The following is a 14036-nucleotide window of genomic DNA, read 5'->3' as shown; positions in this document are numbered from 1 at the left end:
GTCGCCCCCGTCCCGGGGGAAGGGGGTAGGCATGCGCACTGCCATGAACGAGGCTCTGATCAGGCATTTCACCGACCTGCGTGACGGCGTCCACGGCGGCGTCACCGCGCGGGAGGACAAGGAACGCCTGTTCGCCACGGCGGTCGAGCTGCTCGACCCGGTGGCGCGGGCGACGCTGGACGAGTTCAACGCCGACCTGCTCCTCGGCACGGGGCAGGTGGTGGCCAGCGGGCTCACCAGGTCTCAGGAGGGCGGGCTCAACGCCATGTGGTCGCTCACGTGGCCGGAGCAGCGCGACAAGGACATCCTGCCGATCGCGCTCGTGGCCCACTACGGCGCCGATTTCCACCACCCGCACCTGCGCGGCAACACGGTCGGCGACTGGCCGCTGAACGTCTTCGACCACTCGGACGCGGCGGGCCAGCTCACCACCCTGCGCGCCATCGCCGCCGCCGACGCCCACAACCTCGTCTTCCAGGAAAGCTACCGCCTCATCCCCGCCGTCACCCGGTAGGCGGGAGCTTTTCCGTCTTCACGGCCCTTGCACGCTTTTCCGTCTTCACGGCTTCGCGTGGTCGAGCCACCCGCCGTACTCCGGCTGGTGGCCCTCCATGTCACGCCCGCTGACCCTTCACCGGCGCGCCGCCGTGACGGCTCGCTCTGTGGGCCGTCCGGGTGCGGGGCCGAGCCTGCCGGGTCGGCCCCTGCGCGTCACGCCTCGGTGAAGCCTCTTGCCCGGCCGCCGGCGCTCTCGCGGACCGCGGCGGCCACCGCCGTCGCCACGTCGGGGTGGAAGACGCTCGGCACGATGTAGTTGGGGCCCAGCTCCTCCGGGGTCACCACGGCCGCCAGCGCGCCCGCCGCGGCCAGCAGCATCTCCTGCGTCACCCCGCCGGCCTGCGCGTCGAGCAGGCCGCGGAACACGCCCGGGAAGGCCAGCACGTTGTTGATCTGGTTGGGGTAGTCGGAGCGGCCGGTCGCCACCACGGCGGCGTGCTCGCGCGCGTCGTCGGGCGAGACCTCGGGCTCGGGGTTGGCCAGCGCGAAGACCACGGAGTCCTTGGCCATCGTCGCGATGTCGTCGCCGGTCAGGATGCCGGGCGCGGACACGCCCACGAACACGTCGGCGTCCTTGACCGCGCCGCGCAGGTCGCCCGCGTAGCCGTCGGCGTTGGTGTGCTCGGCGATCCAGCGCAGCGAGTCGTCGAGGTCGTCGCGGCCCTTGTGCACGGCGCCCAGGTAGTCGCAGACCACCACGTTGCGGGCGCCGGCGGCCAGCAGCAGCCGCAGCACCGCGTTCCCGGCCGCGCCGGCGCCGGCCATCGTGATCCTGACGTTCTCGATGGACTTGTTCACCACGCGCAGCGCGTTGGTCAGCGCCGCCAGCACGCAGATCGCCGTGCCGTGCTGGTCGTCGTGGAAGACCGGGATGTCCAGCAGCTCGCGCAGCCGGCGCTCGACCTCGAAGCAGCGCGGCGCGCCGATGTCCTCCAGGTTGATGCCGCCGAACCCGGGCGCGATCAGCTGCACCGTGCGGACGATCTCGTCGACGTCCTGGGTGTCGAGGCAGATCGGCCAGGCGTCGATGCCCGCGAACCGCTTGAACAGGGCCGCCTTGCCCTCCATGACCGGCAGCGCGGCCTCCGGCCCGATGTTGCCCAGGCCCAGCACCGCCGACCCGTCGGTGACCACGGCCACCGAGTTGCGCTTGATCGTCAGGCGCCGCGCGTCCTCCTTGTTCCTGGCGATGGCCATCGACACGCGCGCCACGCCCGGGGTGTAGGCCATGGACAGCTCGTCGCGGTTGCGCAGCGGCACCTTCGACTTCATCTCGATCTTGCCGCCGAGGTGCATGAGGAACGTGCGGTCGGAGACCTTGTGGATGACGACGCCCTCGACCGCCTCCAGCTGGTCGACGATGGCCTGCGCGTGGTCGGTGTCACGCGCGGCGCAGGTGACGTCGATGCGGAGCTTCTCGTGGCCCGCGTTGGTGACGTCGAGGGCGGTCACCACGCCTCCGGCCGACTCTACGGCGTGGGTGAGCTGGCTCACGGCCTTGCCGCCTGCGGGCACCTCGAGACGCACGGTTATGGAGTACGACACACTCGGGACGGTCGCCACGTCAATCGCTCCTTCGGGACTGACCAAGAAGTCATCCAAGGATAGGGGGCATCAGGTCAACCCAGTGCCGTCGCTGCGGTGACGATGAGATCGACACACGCGGGGACGGGAATCGTCGTGCTGTCGAGCACAAGGTGATAGTGGCACGGATCACCCGGATCCGCCCGGTAGAAGTGGCGGACGTAGGCCGTCCTGGCCCGGTCGTTGTCCTCGACGACGGCCCGCGCCTCCCGCTCGCTCGTGCCGCTCAGCGTGGCCGTCTGGCGGACCCGGCGCTTCAGCGGCGCGTCGAGCCTGACGTGGAGGGCGCCGGGATGGTCGGCCAGCACCAGGGCGCCGGCGCGGCCCAGGAAGACGCCTCCCTGGGCCAGGGCCATCTCCTTCATCATGCGCTCGGTGCGCCGGACGAACTCCTCGGGCGGCAGCGGCATCGCGCCGGGCACGTACATGTCCACGCCGCCGAAGGTGACCGTGGGCAGCCGGATGGCGCCCGACAGCAGCCTGCCCAGGCCGTGCTCGGCGCGGTCGTCGTGGGCCAGCGCCTCCTCCAGCGTGCAGCCGAGCTCCTTGGCCACGGCGCTGGGGATTGCACGGTCGACGAAGGGCACGCCGAGCCGTTCGGCGACGGCCGGGCCGATGTGGCCGCCGGCCGTGCCGTAGGCCGCGGAGATCGTGACGACCCGCATACCCCCAGGTTAGAACAGGGCGCTCGCCAATGCTCTACGCGCTTTCGCCAAAGATGGGTCGTCTGACGGCAACGCGTCGAAAAGTCCGAGCAAGTGCTTTCTGGCCCGGTCGCGGTCGTCGCCCGACGTGCGCTTGACCACGGCCACCACACGCTCGAATGCCTCGTCGACCGCGCCGGAGAGCATCTCCAGGTCGGCGGCCAGCAGCTGCGCGTCGATGTCGGACGGGTCCTGGAGGCGCCGCTGCACGTCGGCCGGGTCGGCCGCGGAGGTGCGCTTGATCAGGCCGACGCCCGCCAGGCCCATCTTGGCGTCCTCGTCGCCCGGGACGCGGGCCAGCAGGCGCTGGTAGGCCGCCTCGGCCGCGTCGAGGTCGCCCGCGTCGATGGCCTGCTCGGCCGCCACCAGGTCGGGGTCGGCGGGCGGCCCGGCGGGCTCCTGCGGCCCCTCCTCGGCCGCCGGCGGCCGGGCGTCGGGGTTGGCCTGGTAGAACTGCTCGACCGCGCCCATCAGCTCGTCGAGCCAGCGGCGCACCTCCTGCTCGGGCAGCACCTGCTGGAAGCCGGTGACGGCCTGCCCCTGGAAGATGGCCAGCACGGTCGGCACGGCCTGCACCCGCAGCGCCTGCGCGATCTGGGGGCTGGCGTCGACGTTGACCTTGGCCAGCACGGCCCGGCCGCCCAGGTCGCCGATCACCTTCTCCAGCACCGGGCTGAGCTGGGCGCTGCCGGGCGCCCTCGGCGACCACAGGTCGAGCACCACCGGCACGGTCATCGACCGGTCGATGACGTCCGTCGTGAACGTCTCCTCGGTCACGTCGACGACCGAGGCCGAGGTGGCCCCCTGGGGACCGGCGGCCTCCCGCCGGGCCTGGGCCTCCAGTGCCTGTTTGCGCGCGCCCAGGTCCACAGCTCCGTAGAGCGACCCGGGCCTAGAGAAGTCCGCCATGCTCCTCATCTTGCCGCATGGACGGGCCCGCGAAGTCACCCGCCGCCACCCTCAGCGTGCGGAGCTGGTCGAAGATCTGGCGGAGTTCGTCCTCGGCGTACATCGTGAGGCCGAACTCGGCGGCCATCAGGTCGTCGGTGGCCCGGCGCACGACCTCCCTGCCCTTGCCGGTGATCTCGGCCAACACGCCGCGTCCGTCTCGGGGATTGGGCAGGCGGCAGACGAACCCGGACTTCTCCAGCCTGTCCACCGTGTTCGTGACGCTGGTGGGGTGGACCATGAGCCGTTCGCCGATCTTCCACAGCGGCAGCGAGCCGGTGTGGCTGAAGGTCAGCAGGACCAGGGCCTCGTAGCGGGCGAAGGTGAGGTCGTGGGGTTTCAGCAGCGAGTCGAGCTGCGACAGCAGGATCTGCTGCGCTCTCATGATCGAGGTGACCGCGGCCATCGCGGAGGAAGGCCCGAAGCGGGCACGCCAGCTCTCCGCGGCGCGGTCGATGGGATCGAACGGCAGATTGAGCGGCTTCGGCTGGGACACAGCGCTACGGTAGCGTGCCTCTCGTCCCGGTTTCGTCGGGCTACCTGGAGCGACAGGCTTCACCGCTTGACCAAGAATCCGACCGTCAATCATCACGCTCCGTTATGGTTCTCTCACGTAAGGTGACGCGGAAGCCAAGTCCATCTGCCGTGGGGACGGGTCTGGGCTGGCATTCTTCCGCTTTGCCGAGGGCACGGGGGGTGCTTGGTGAACATCAACGGGATACAGGGTGCGTGAGCACTCGGGCGTTACACGCGAGGAGCTGAAGCACAGCGCGGCCGTGACAGTGGCGGTGCTGCTCGCTCTCGGCCTGGTCGCGGCGTGGAACGTCCTGATACCCGGCGTCGACGCGTGGGAGAACATCCTGGCCGCGGTCATCGGCTCGCTGCGGATGACCGGGCCGGTGGCGGCCGCGTTCGCCGCGTGGGTGGCGTTGCGCAAGCGGCGCGCCCTGCGCGGGCGGTCGCTCACGACGTGGCGGGCGCTTAAGGCGCCGCTGGCGATCGTGGTGGTGGTGCTGGGCTCGTTCGGCGCGACGGTGCTGGTGCTGGCGGTCAAGACCGTGCTCACCGACCAGGCGGGGCGGCTCAGCCTGTCCGGCCTGGGCATGGGCATGGCGGGCCTGGCGCTCTACGCGGTGATCGGGTGGGTGGCCGGCTGGGTCGTGCCCAAGGCGCTCACACCGCCGATCACGGGGCTGGCCTGCTACGTCGCCTTCTCCTGGCTGGCCGACGACCGAGGGCTGGCCGACCGGCTGGTGCCGGGCACGGGCGAGCCGTACGACCTGTTCCAGGGGCTGGGCGGGGCGCCGTTCTTCGACCAGACGATCTGGCTGCTCGGCATCACCTGCGCGCTGCTGCTCGGCTGGGCGGCGCTGGTGACCAGGCAGGCCCTGGTGCTGGCGTGCGCGCTGCTGGCCGTGCTGGCGGCGGGCATGGGCGTGTCGCGGATGCTGGCCCACCCCAAGCCGGCCGCGGCCGAGGACATCGCCTACGCCTGCCAGGAGTGGCCGATCACGGTCTGCCTGCACCCCGGGATGCGGGCCGGGCAGACCGAGCTGGGCGCGGTGTTCACGCAGATCGCCTCGCGCCTGGCCGGCACGCCGGCCGCGTTCACACGGGTGGAGCAGCGGCCGCTGGACGAGCCGCTGAAGCCCTCCAACGGCCTGGCGCCGATCCACGTGCCCGACCTGTCGGCGGGGTTCGCCGAGGAGGCGGCCTACGAGTACATCGACGCGCTGGCCGCCCGCTGCCCCGGCACGCCGGCCGACGGCTACCGGGAGATCGTGATGGCCTGGCTGCGCGGCGAGCCGCTGCCCGGCGGCCCGCTGCCCGAGCACCAGTACGCCGCGTCCTGGTTCTCCGGTCTCGACGAGCACCAGCGCAGGGAGTGGCTGCGCATGTTCTACAGCGACTTCCAGGCGTGCCGCCTGTCCAGCACGCACTTCGGCGGCGGTCCGGCCCCCACCGCCGTCATCACGCCCCCCACCGGCGCCACGCCCGAGAGCAGCCACGTCTACCCGGTCTATCCCGACCCCGGCACGGCGGGCACCACCGGCTGAGGACGAAGATGTCACCCCGCGGCTGGCAATGATGATCGCCGAGCGGGTAGTCATGCCCCATGACGACTTCCCAGACGACGTCGCCGGACCTGGCTCCCCGGCGGCGGCGCAGGTGGCGATACGCGGCCGGGTTCCTCGTCCTGGCGGTCCTGCTCGTGGTGGGCGGCCGGCTGGCCTGGACCTGGCTCAACCCGTTCGGAGAGCAGACCGTCGACCGCAGCCAGCCGGTGCTGCTGCAGTCCATCAAGGACCTCAGCCGGTTCGAGGCGGCCACGGGCACCTTCCAGGTCGTCGTCGACCTGGAGAAGGACGCCAACTTCCTGCCCGACGCGGTCAAGGGCACCCGCACGCTGTTCGTGGGCGCGGGCGGCGTCGACGCCTACGTCGACTTCTCGGCCATGGGGGCGGGCGCGGTGACCGTGAACAAGGAGCGCACCGAGGCCACCGTCCGCCTCCCGCGCGCCCAGCTGGAGAAGCCCAACCTGGACAACAGCCGCTCGTACGTGTTCGCCCAGCAGCGCGGCCTGCTCGACCGCGTCCAGGACTTCCTGTCGGGCTCCCCGGGCGACCAGCGCGAGCTCTACCTGCTGGCGGAGAAGAAGATCACCGAGGCGGCCGTGGCCAGCGACCTGCGGGCGCGGGCCGACGCCAACACCAGAGCGATGCTCACCGGCATGCTCAAGTCGCTCGGGTTCGCCAAGGTGACCGTGAAGTTCACCGACGAGCCCTGACGCGCCTCCTTACCCTGCCCGCGGGCCGCTCCACCTCGGGTGGGGCGGTCCGTCCGCGTTCCCGCCTAGGTATGCCGAGGCGTCCTTAGTCCATGGGCGTGTCCGCCTAAGTACCTCCCTACCTGCCCGAACCCTGGCAGATAGGACATCCGCCCGATGTGGCGGGAGGGGCCTTAGGAGGAGTCTTAAGAGTGCAGGGAACAAGGAAACACGAACAGCAGGAGCATCGGATGAACGCCGAACTCGAGTACTCCGTCATGCAGCACCACGCCGCCGAACTCCGTCGGGCCGCCGCCGAGCAGCGGCGCGTACGGGAAGCGCTGAAGGGACAGCGTTCCGAGCGTCGCCACCGCTCGGTCTTCGCCAAGTTCCTGGCTTCATGACCGTCCACAAGCAGCCCGGCCGCAACCTCCCTCGCGGCCGGGCTGAGATGCCCCCTTAGGGGGGCGCGTCCGGCGCCGGATTCCTGGCCGGCCCGAGCGCAGCGTCAGCGACACCCCGGTCCCGTTCCTGGTCGGACCGGGGTTTCGCGCGTTCACGCCGTACGTCGCGGGGGCTCGTACGGCGTGGGCAGGACACTGACGGAAGATGTCAGGGATCGGCGCATACCGTCCGGGCATGGACAACAGCTTCGACTTCTTCGTCGGCACCTGGACCTCACGGCAGCGGCGGCTGCGCAAGGCGCTGGCCGGCAGCGACGAATGGTACGAGTTCACCGGCCGCACCAGGTGCTGGAGCGTCCTGGACGGCGCGGGCAACATCGACGAGGTCACCTTCCCCAGCGAGGGCTCGGCCGGGGTGACCCTGCGCCTGTACGACAAGGCGGCCGGCACCTGGTCGCTCTACTGGGCCGGCAGCGCCACCGGCATGTCCCTGCCGCCCGTCGTGGGCCGCTTCGACGACACCGGAGTCGGCCTGTTCACCTGCGACGACGTGTACGACGGCAGGCCGATCAAGGTCGCCTACGTCTGGTCGGACATCACCGCCGAGTCGTGCCGATGGGAGCAGCGCTTCTCCCCCGACGGCGGGACGACCTGGGAGACCAACTGGACGGCCGACTTCACCCGCGCCTCCTGAATCCTTTTCGGGGGTCGGCGCCTCTCATGTCCGTACAACGGAACGAGACAATGGGAGACCATCATGGTGATCGCCATCGCGGCCGGCGCTGCGGCCGTACTGATCTGCACGTGCGTCGTCGTACTGCGGCGAAGGAGCAAGGAACGTGGCTGACCCGCAGCGCCTCGGCACGGCCGCCGCGCCCGGCGCCCCGGCGCCGGCCGGCGGCGGGCGCGCCTGGTCGGACGAGCAGCTGATCAACGCGGCCCGGGCCGGCGACGCCGACTCGATCGCCGCGCTGGTGTCGGGCGCCCACCCGCACGTGCGGCGCTTCGCCCACACGCTGTGCGCCACGCCGGAGGACGCCGAGGACGCCGCCCAGGAGGCGCTGATCGTCCTGTACCGCAAGATCGGCACCCTGCGCGCGTCCGGAGCGCTGGCCTCGTGGATGTTCCGGATCATCCGCAACGAGTGCATCAGGCGGGCCCGCCTGATGCTGCGTCCTGAACCGCCCGCGCCCTCCTCGGCCGCCGCGCAGTCGGCCGAGGAGGAGATGTTCGAACGGCTGGAGGCCGCGCGGGTGGCCGAGGCCATCGCGGCACTCCCCGCCGACCAGCGGCGGGTGCTCATCATGCGGGACGTCCAGGGACTTAGCGGCCGCATGGTCGCCGACGCCCTCGGGCTGAGCGTCCCGGCGATGAAGTCCCGCCTGCACCGCGCCCGTGCGACCGTGCACGGCCTGCTGTCCCAAGGAGCCCTCCATGACTGAGCCCACCGCGGGGACGTCACTGCCCCGCCACCTGGCCCGCGGCGCGCTGGGCTTCGGCGCGCTGATCGCCTCGATCGCGCTGATCCCGTGGACCGGGCCGGTCAGCCTGGTGCTCGCCGTCCCCGGCGCGATCGCCCTGCGCGGGTGCCCGGCGTGCTGGGTGATGGCGCTGGTGCAGCTCGTCTCGATGGGACGCATGCAGCGCCAGTGCACCGACGGCGTGTGCGAGCTGGTCCCGGCGGGCGGGCGGCACACGGGCAAGGGCGCGGCTCATTGACCGCGCCCTGACCGGCGACCGCCCACAGGGGGCAGGAGACAGGCCCACCCGACGACAGCGACCGGGTGGGCCTGGACGGGTCAGGGCACGCGGATGATCAGCGCGTCGCCCTGCCCGCCGCCGCCGCACAGGCCGGCCGCCCCGAGGCCGCCGCCCCGCCGCTTCAGCTCGTACGCCAGCGTCAGCACGATCCGCGCCCCCGAGGCCCCGATCGGGTGCCCGAGCGCGATGCCGCCGCCGTTGACGTTCACCTTGTCCAGCGGCACGCCGAGCTCCTTGGCCGACTGCAGGACCACGCTCGCGAACGCCTCGTTGATCTCGATCAGGTCGAGGTCGTCGGCGGTCAGCCCCTGCTTGGACAGCGCGTGCTTGATGGCGTTGGCCGGCTGCGACTGCAGGGACGCGTCGGGCCCGGCGACGTTGCCGTGCCGGCCGATCTCCGCCAGCCACGGCAGCCCGAGCTCCTCGGCCTTGGCCTTCGACATGACCACCACGGCGCAGGCGCCGTCGGAGATCTGCGAGGCCGACCCGGCCGTGATGGTGCCGTCGGCGGCGAAGGCCGGGCGCAGCTTGGCCAGCGTCTCGGCGGTGGTGTCGCCGCGGATGCCCTCGTCCTCGCGGACGATCACCGGCTCGCCGCGGCGCTGCGGGATCTCGACCGGGACGATCTCCTCCTCGAAGACGCCGTTCTTGGTGGCGGCGGCGGCGAGCTGGTGGGAGCGGGCCGACAGGGCGTCCTGCTCGTCGCGGGCGATGCCGAGCCGGGCGTTGTGCCGTTCGGTCGACTCGCCCATCGCGCACTGGTCGAAGGCGCAGAACAGGCCGTCGTGGGCCATGGAGTCGACCACCTCGGAGCCGCCGTACTTGACGCCCTTGCGCAGCCCCGGCAGCAGGTGGGGGGCGTTGGTCATGGACTCCATGCCGCCCGCGACCACGATGTCGAACTCGCCGGCGCGGATGAGCTGGTCGGCCAGGGCGATGGCGTCGAGGCCCGACAGGCAGACCTTGTTGACGGTCAGCGAGGGCACGGTCATCGGGATGCCGGCCTTGACGGCGGCCTGGCGGGAGGGGATCTGGCCCGCGCCCGCCTGGAGCACCTGACCCATGATCACGTACTCGACGGCCTCGGGGGCCACTCCGGCACGTTCCAGGGCGGCCTTGATGGCGATGCCACCCAGCTCCACGCCGGACAGCCCGGACAGGGCGCCGAGCAACTTGCCGATGGGGGTACGAGCTCCGGCGACGATGACGGAACTGGACATTGGCGGCGGCCTCCTGTGCTCACGAGGGGTTCTTTGACACCATACCCACGAGTAGGAGCTCGCCCGCTATGGAGGTAGGCCACACAATGTTCATGCGCATCGACCACATCGGGATCGCCTGCCACGACCTGGAGGAGAAGATCGCGTTCTTCTCGGAGACGTTCGAGCTGACCGTCGTGGCCCGCGAGGTCAACGAGGCGCAGGGCGTCAAGGAGGCGATGCTGCACATCGCCGACGGCGAGGGCGGGGGCTCCTACATCCAGCTGCTGGAACCGCTTTCCGACGACTCGCCCGTGGGGAAATTCCTCGCCAAACGGGGCGAAGGTGTCCACCATGTGGCATTTGGGGTTTCCGACGTCGCCGAGGCCATGACTAAGATCAACGAGAAGGGCGTGAGGGTGCTGGACGAACGTCCGCGGCACGGTTCGATGGGGTCGCAGATCGCGTTCCTGCACCCCAAAGATGTGGGAGGAATGCTCACCGAGTTGGTCCAAGCGGCCTCGCGCTAGCAAACGGAAATTTCGTACATAAGTAACTAGTCACGCAGAAAGCTGGACGGGGCCCGAAGGTGGCACCAGCGGAGTACGCTGGCTTCCCACCGGACAGGGAGCCTGCCGCGAGGCACAGGCTCCTGGCTCGGCTGCCCCGAACCCCCCGTCCGGCCCGTGTAGCCGTCTCGACAACCCAGGATCGAGCCTCCATGCAGTCCGACATCGACGCCCAGCTCAACAACTTCTTCGAGGACGCCCCGGCACGCGAGTTCGACGTCGTGCTCAGGGGCTACGACCGGCACCAGGTGCACGACCACCTCAAGCAGCTCGACCTGGAGCTACGCCAGTCCAGGGAGCAGGTCACCAACCTGCAGCGCGATCTGTCCGACTCCCAGCGCCAGCTGCAGGAGCAGGAGCGTCCGACGTACTCCGGTCTCGGCGCCCGCATCGAGCAGTTGCTGCGCCTGGCCGAGGAGCAGGCCACCGAGCTCGTGCAGGCCGCCCGGACCGAGGCCAACGAGATCAAGGCCGCCGCCAAGGTCGAGGCCGCCGACCTGCGGGCCGCCGCCGAGGCCGAGGCGGCCGAGAAGCGGGCCCAGGCCACGCGGGAGAGCGACGACATGCGCTCCACCGCCGAGCGGGACGCCGAGGAGATCCGCTCCACCGCCCGCCGCGAGGCCGACGAGCTGACCAACACCACCGAGCGCGAGGCCGCCAAGCTGCGGGCCACCGCCGACCACGAGGTGGCCGAGAAGCGGGCCGACGCCGAGCGCGAGATCGCCAAGCTGCGCACCACCACCGAGCGCGAGGTGGCGCAGCTGCGCGCCTCGACCAAGCGCGAGCGCGACGAGGTGCTGACCACCGCCAAGCGGCAGGCCGACGAGATGCGCGCGCAGGCTCAGCGGGTGCTGGAGGAGTCGGAGGCCAAGCGGGCCCAGGACGAGGCGGAGTTCGAGATCCAGCTCGCCTCCCGCCGGGAGGAGGCCGAGCGCCAGGAGGCCGAGCGCCACGCCACCGCCCAGGCCAACACGCAGAAGATGGTCGCCGAGGCCGAGCAGCGGGCCGCCACGGCCGAGTCGCGCGCCACGAAGGCCACCCAGCAGGCCGAGCAGACGCGCCGCGAGGCCGACCTGCACGCCAAGCAGCTCGTCGCCAACGCCCGCAAGAGCGCCGAGACGATCATGTCGGAGGCCAAGACCAGCGCCGAGACGATCGTCACCGAGGCGAAGAACGACGCCGAGCGCACCCGCACCACGATGCAGCGTCAGGTCGACGAGCTGACCAGGCAGCGCGACAGCATCACCAGCCACCTGGCCCAGCTGCGCCAGCTGCTCGGCGGCGCCGCCCTGCCGGGCCTGGAGCCGGAGCCCGCGGTCGCCGCGGCCCCGGCCAAGCCGGCCATCGCCGCGCCGGCCGCCGAGCCGGTCGCGCCGCCCACGACGCCCGCTCCCAAGGTCGAGGCCAAGAGCGAGGACGACGCGGAGTGGTGGCAGGAGTGACGGCGGGCTAGACGGGAGACCGCACACGGGGGCAGCGAACGGCTGGAGAGAGAGCCTGGTGACCTTGGGTCGCTAGGCTCTCTTTCTGTTTCCCGACACCTCCCGTCCCCCTAGGAGCCCCCCGTGTCCGCAGAAGCCGAGCCCAGGACCGCCGAGGAGGCCGAGGCGCCCCGGGAGCCCGGTCCCGCCGAGGAGCAGGGGCCCGCCGAGGAGCCGGCGCCGTACGGGCTGCCGGGCAAGCCGTTCGCCCGCGGGCCGTTCCTGTTCGGGCTGGTGGGCGGGCTGGGCGTGCTGACCGCCATCGCGCTCGCGCAGATGATCGAGAAGTCGCTCAGCACGATCATCCTCATCGTCGTGGCGATGTTCCTGGCCGTGGGCCTCAACCCGGCGGTCGAGGCGTTGCAGCGGCGCGGCCTGGGCAGGCGGCCGGCGATCTCGATCGTGTTCACCGGGGTGGTCGTGGCGTTCGCGCTGTTCGGCCTGGCCGTGGTGCCGCCGGTCAGCCAGCAGTTGTCGGAGTTCATCGCGGCCGTGCCCGGCTACATCACCGACCTGAGCAACCATCCGACGGTCCGCCAGATCGAGGCCGAGTACCACGTGCTGGCGCAGGTGCGCCAGTTCGTGACCAGCACGCTCGGGCCCGCGCTGGCCAGCGGCATCATGGGCGCGGGTCTGGTGGTGCTCAACGGCGTGTTCACCACCGTGACGCTGCTGGTGCTCATGCTGTACTTCCTCGGCTCGCTGCACACGATCAAGGAGTACCTGCTCAAGCTCGTCCCGGCCTCGCGCCGGCCGCGTACGACGGCCATCACCGAGCAGATCCTCACCGGCATCGGCGGCTACGTCGCGGGCAACGTGCTCATCTCGGTCATCGCGGGCGTGCTGACCTGGATCTTCCTGTCGATCGCCGGGGTGCAGTACGCGCTCGCGCTCGCCCTCGTCGTGGCCCTGACCGACCTGATCCCGCTGGTGGGCGCCACGATCGGCGCGGTGCTGGTCACCGGGGTCGCGCTGCTGCAGTCGCTGCCCGCCGGCATCGCCTGCGCCATCTTCTTCGTGGTCTACCAGCAGATCGAGAACTACTTCATCTACCCCAGGGTGATGAAGCGCTCGGTGGACGTGACGCCCGCCGTGACGGTGATCGCCGCGCTGTTCGGCGGCGCCCTGCTCGGCATCGTCGGAGCGTTGCTGGCGATCCCGGTGGCCGCCGCCATCGCGCTGATCATCCGGGAGATCGTGCTGCCCCGCCAAGCTCGGTCCTGAGGAACTCGGCCACCGTCGCGTTGAACGCCTCCGGCTGCTCGACCGCGCTCAGGTGACCGGCCTTGGGGATGACCTCCAGCCTGCCCTCGGGCGCGGCCCGTGCCATGGCCTCGGCGTCGGCGGGCGGTGACAGCTCGTCCTCCTCCCCCACGACGATCAGCAGGGGCACCTTCAGCTCGCCCAGCGTGCCGAAGGAGTCGGGACGCGCGGCCATGGCCCGTTGCGCCCAGGCCACGGCCCCCGGCGGGGCCGACTGCACCAGACCCTTGACCCGGCCGAACACCATGGCCCTGCGTTCCTTGGTCGTGGGCCCGATGAGCGCCGGCAGCACCTCGCTGACCAGCACCTCGCTCCCCTCGTCCAGCACGGCGCGGGCGATGCGTTCCCGGTTGTCCCTGGCGGCGGGCGGGTCGGTGCCGGCCTTGGTGTCGGCCAGGACCACGCCCAGCACCCGGTCGGGATGCCGGCGGCAGAACGCCATGGTCACGTAGCCGCCCATCGACAACCCGCCGACCACCGCCCGGTCGATGCCCTCGTCGTCGAGCAGCCGGGCGACGTCGTCGGCCATCAGATCGAGGGAGGGCTCGTCGTCGCCCAGCCTGGAGCCGCCGAACCCGCGCAGGTCGGGGGTGATGACCCGGCAGACCGTCGACAGCCCTTCGCGCTGGGCCAGCCACATCGCCGACGACAGCGGGAACGCGTGAAGCAGCACAACCGGGAGTCCGCTCCCGGCCGATCTCGTGTAGAGCTGCACGGACCACACGGTAGCCGGGTTCACGGAGACATTCACTTATTGACCTATGCCGGTATACCGGGATAAGCCCGACCGCTTCCGGA

Annotated in this window: 16 protein-coding genes; 10 read left to right on the top strand and 6 right to left on the bottom strand. The window is 71.2% G+C overall.

Annotated features, from left to right (window positions below; all coding sequences use genetic code 11):
- Positions 1 to 31: 31 nt before the first annotated feature.
- On the top strand, positions 32 to 514 hold the full coding sequence (locus AB0C33_RS04390; RefSeq protein WP_358283498.1) for a hypothetical protein: 483 nt from the start codon (positions 32 to 34) through the stop codon (positions 512 to 514).
- 197 nt (positions 515 to 711) lie between these two features.
- On the opposite strand, the gene AB0C33_RS04385 is transcribed toward AB0C33_RS04390, so the two are convergent.
- Genes AB0C33_RS04385 through AB0C33_RS04370 form a run of 4 tightly spaced genes read right to left on the bottom strand, consistent with a single transcriptional unit; the run spans position 712 to position 4290 of the window.
- Positions 712 to 2121 (bottom strand): NAD-dependent malic enzyme, encoded by a 1410-nt coding sequence (locus AB0C33_RS04385; RefSeq protein WP_352326154.1) that lies wholly within the window; start codon positions 2119 to 2121, stop codon positions 712 to 714.
- Positions 2122 to 2177: 56 nt separating this feature from the next.
- Positions 2178 to 2807, bottom strand: coding sequence for a cytidylate kinase-like family protein (locus AB0C33_RS04380; protein WP_358283496.1), 630 nt, complete (start codon positions 2805 to 2807; stop codon positions 2178 to 2180).
- A gap of 9 nt (positions 2808 to 2816) precedes the next feature.
- Positions 2817 to 3755 carry a tetratricopeptide repeat protein gene (locus AB0C33_RS04375; RefSeq protein WP_358283494.1) on the bottom strand — a complete coding sequence of 313 codons (939 nt, stop codon included), beginning with the start codon at positions 3753 to 3755 and terminating at the stop codon, positions 2817 to 2819.
- Positions 3739 to 4290: a MarR family transcriptional regulator gene (locus AB0C33_RS04370; RefSeq protein ID WP_358283492.1), complete on the bottom strand. Its 552-nt coding sequence runs from the start codon at positions 4288 to 4290 to the stop codon at positions 3739 to 3741. Before AB0C33_RS04370 ends, AB0C33_RS04375 begins: the two co-directional genes overlap by 17 nt.
- 229 nt (positions 4291 to 4519) lie before the next feature.
- On the opposite strand from AB0C33_RS04370, the gene AB0C33_RS04365 reads away from it, so the two are divergent.
- From AB0C33_RS04365 to AB0C33_RS04340, 6 genes are all read left to right on the top strand, one after another.
- Positions 4520 to 5851: a hypothetical protein gene (locus tag AB0C33_RS04365; RefSeq protein WP_358283491.1), complete on the top strand. Its 1332-nt coding sequence runs from the start codon at positions 4520 to 4522 to the stop codon at positions 5849 to 5851.
- Positions 5852 to 5910: 59 nt separating this feature from the next.
- Entirely contained in the window at positions 5911 to 6582 is a 672-nt protein-coding gene (locus tag AB0C33_RS04360) for a DUF4230 domain-containing protein (RefSeq protein ID WP_358283489.1), read from the top strand.
- Positions 6583 to 6812: 230 nt separating this feature from the next.
- Positions 6813 to 6965 carry a hypothetical protein gene (locus AB0C33_RS04355; RefSeq protein WP_352324303.1) on the top strand — a complete coding sequence of 51 codons (153 nt, stop codon included), beginning with the start codon at positions 6813 to 6815 and terminating at the stop codon, positions 6963 to 6965.
- A gap of 235 nt (positions 6966 to 7200) precedes the next feature.
- Positions 7201 to 7659, top strand: a complete 459-nt coding sequence (locus tag AB0C33_RS04350) for a hypothetical protein (RefSeq protein ID WP_358283488.1) — start codon at positions 7201 to 7203, stop codon at positions 7657 to 7659.
- Between the two features lie 145 nt (positions 7660 to 7804).
- Positions 7805 to 8407: a sigma-70 family RNA polymerase sigma factor gene (locus AB0C33_RS04345; RefSeq protein ID WP_358283487.1), complete on the top strand. Its 603-nt coding sequence runs from the start codon at positions 7805 to 7807 to the stop codon at positions 8405 to 8407.
- The gene (locus AB0C33_RS04340) at positions 8400 to 8684 is read left to right on the top strand and encodes a hypothetical protein (RefSeq protein WP_358283485.1); all 285 of its coding nucleotides are present in this window, start codon (positions 8400 to 8402) and stop codon (positions 8682 to 8684) included. The genes AB0C33_RS04345 and AB0C33_RS04340 overlap by 8 nt, the downstream gene beginning before the upstream one ends.
- Before the next feature lie 80 nt (positions 8685 to 8764).
- Here the strand turns inward: AB0C33_RS04340 and AB0C33_RS04335 are convergent, their stop codons facing one another.
- Positions 8765 to 9946, bottom strand: coding sequence for an acetyl-CoA C-acetyltransferase (locus AB0C33_RS04335; RefSeq protein WP_358283483.1), 1182 nt, complete (start codon positions 9944 to 9946; stop codon positions 8765 to 8767).
- Positions 9947 to 10032: 86 nt separating this feature from the next.
- On the opposite strand from AB0C33_RS04335, the gene mce reads away from it, so the two are divergent.
- From mce to AB0C33_RS04320, 3 genes are all read left to right on the top strand, one after another.
- The gene (gene mce / locus AB0C33_RS04330) at positions 10033 to 10455 is read left to right on the top strand and encodes a methylmalonyl-CoA epimerase (protein WP_352350044.1); all 423 of its coding nucleotides are present in this window, start codon (positions 10033 to 10035) and stop codon (positions 10453 to 10455) included.
- A gap of 191 nt (positions 10456 to 10646) precedes the next feature.
- Positions 10647 to 11936 (top strand): DivIVA domain-containing protein, encoded by a 1290-nt coding sequence (locus AB0C33_RS04325; RefSeq protein ID WP_352350042.1) that lies wholly within the window; start codon positions 10647 to 10649, stop codon positions 11934 to 11936.
- A 123-nt stretch (positions 11937 to 12059) separates the two neighbouring features.
- Positions 12060 to 13199, top strand: a complete 1140-nt coding sequence (locus AB0C33_RS04320) for an AI-2E family transporter (protein WP_358283481.1) — start codon at positions 12060 to 12062, stop codon at positions 13197 to 13199.
- On the opposite strand, the gene AB0C33_RS04315 is transcribed toward AB0C33_RS04320, so the two are convergent.
- Complete coding sequence (locus AB0C33_RS04315) at positions 13159 to 13911, bottom strand: alpha/beta fold hydrolase (RefSeq protein ID WP_358283479.1); 753 nt, start codon at positions 13909 to 13911, stop codon at positions 13159 to 13161. The genes AB0C33_RS04320 and AB0C33_RS04315 overlap by 41 nt on opposite strands.
- Positions 13912 to 14036: the final 125 nt, after the last annotated feature.

This window comes from Nonomuraea sp. NPDC048881 (assembly GCF_040649795.1).
In the GTDB taxonomy this organism is placed as follows: Bacteria; Actinomycetota; Actinomycetes; order Streptosporangiales; family Streptosporangiaceae; genus Nonomuraea.
Note: the sequence above shows the minus strand (reverse complement) of the source record. Positions and strands in the feature narration are given on the sequence as shown.

What these genes read in the sequence shown, in the direction of transcription:
- AB0C33_RS04325 (WP_352350042.1), top strand. Translation starts at nt 10,647, where the DNA reads ATGCAGTCCGACATCGACGCCCAGCTCAACAACTTCTTCGAGGACGCC.
- AB0C33_RS04350 (WP_358283488.1), top strand. Translation starts at nt 7,201, where the DNA reads ATGGACAACAGCTTCGACTTCTTCGTCGGCACCTGGACCTCACGGCAG.
- AB0C33_RS04340 (WP_358283485.1), top strand. Translation starts at nt 8,400, where the DNA reads ATGACTGAGCCCACCGCGGGGACGTCACTGCCCCGCCACCTGGCCCGC.
- AB0C33_RS04355 (WP_352324303.1), top strand. Translation starts at nt 6,813, where the DNA reads ATGAACGCCGAACTCGAGTACTCCGTCATGCAGCACCACGCCGCCGAA.
- AB0C33_RS04380 (WP_358283496.1), bottom strand. Translation starts at nt 2,807, where the DNA reads ATGCGGGTCGTCACGATCTCCGCGGCCTACGGCACGGCCGGCGGCCAC.
- AB0C33_RS04360 (WP_358283489.1), top strand. Translation starts at nt 5,911, where the DNA reads ATGACGACTTCCCAGACGACGTCGCCGGACCTGGCTCCCCGGCGGCGG.
- mce (WP_352350044.1), top strand. Translation starts at nt 10,033, where the DNA reads ATGTTCATGCGCATCGACCACATCGGGATCGCCTGCCACGACCTGGAG.
- AB0C33_RS04390 (WP_358283498.1), top strand. Translation starts at nt 32, where the DNA reads ATGCGCACTGCCATGAACGAGGCTCTGATCAGGCATTTCACCGACCTG.
- AB0C33_RS04335 (WP_358283483.1), bottom strand. Translation starts at nt 9,946, where the DNA reads ATGTCCAGTTCCGTCATCGTCGCCGGAGCTCGTACCCCCATCGGCAAG.
- AB0C33_RS04375 (WP_358283494.1), bottom strand. Translation starts at nt 3,755, where the DNA reads ATGGCGGACTTCTCTAGGCCCGGGTCGCTCTACGGAGCTGTGGACCTG.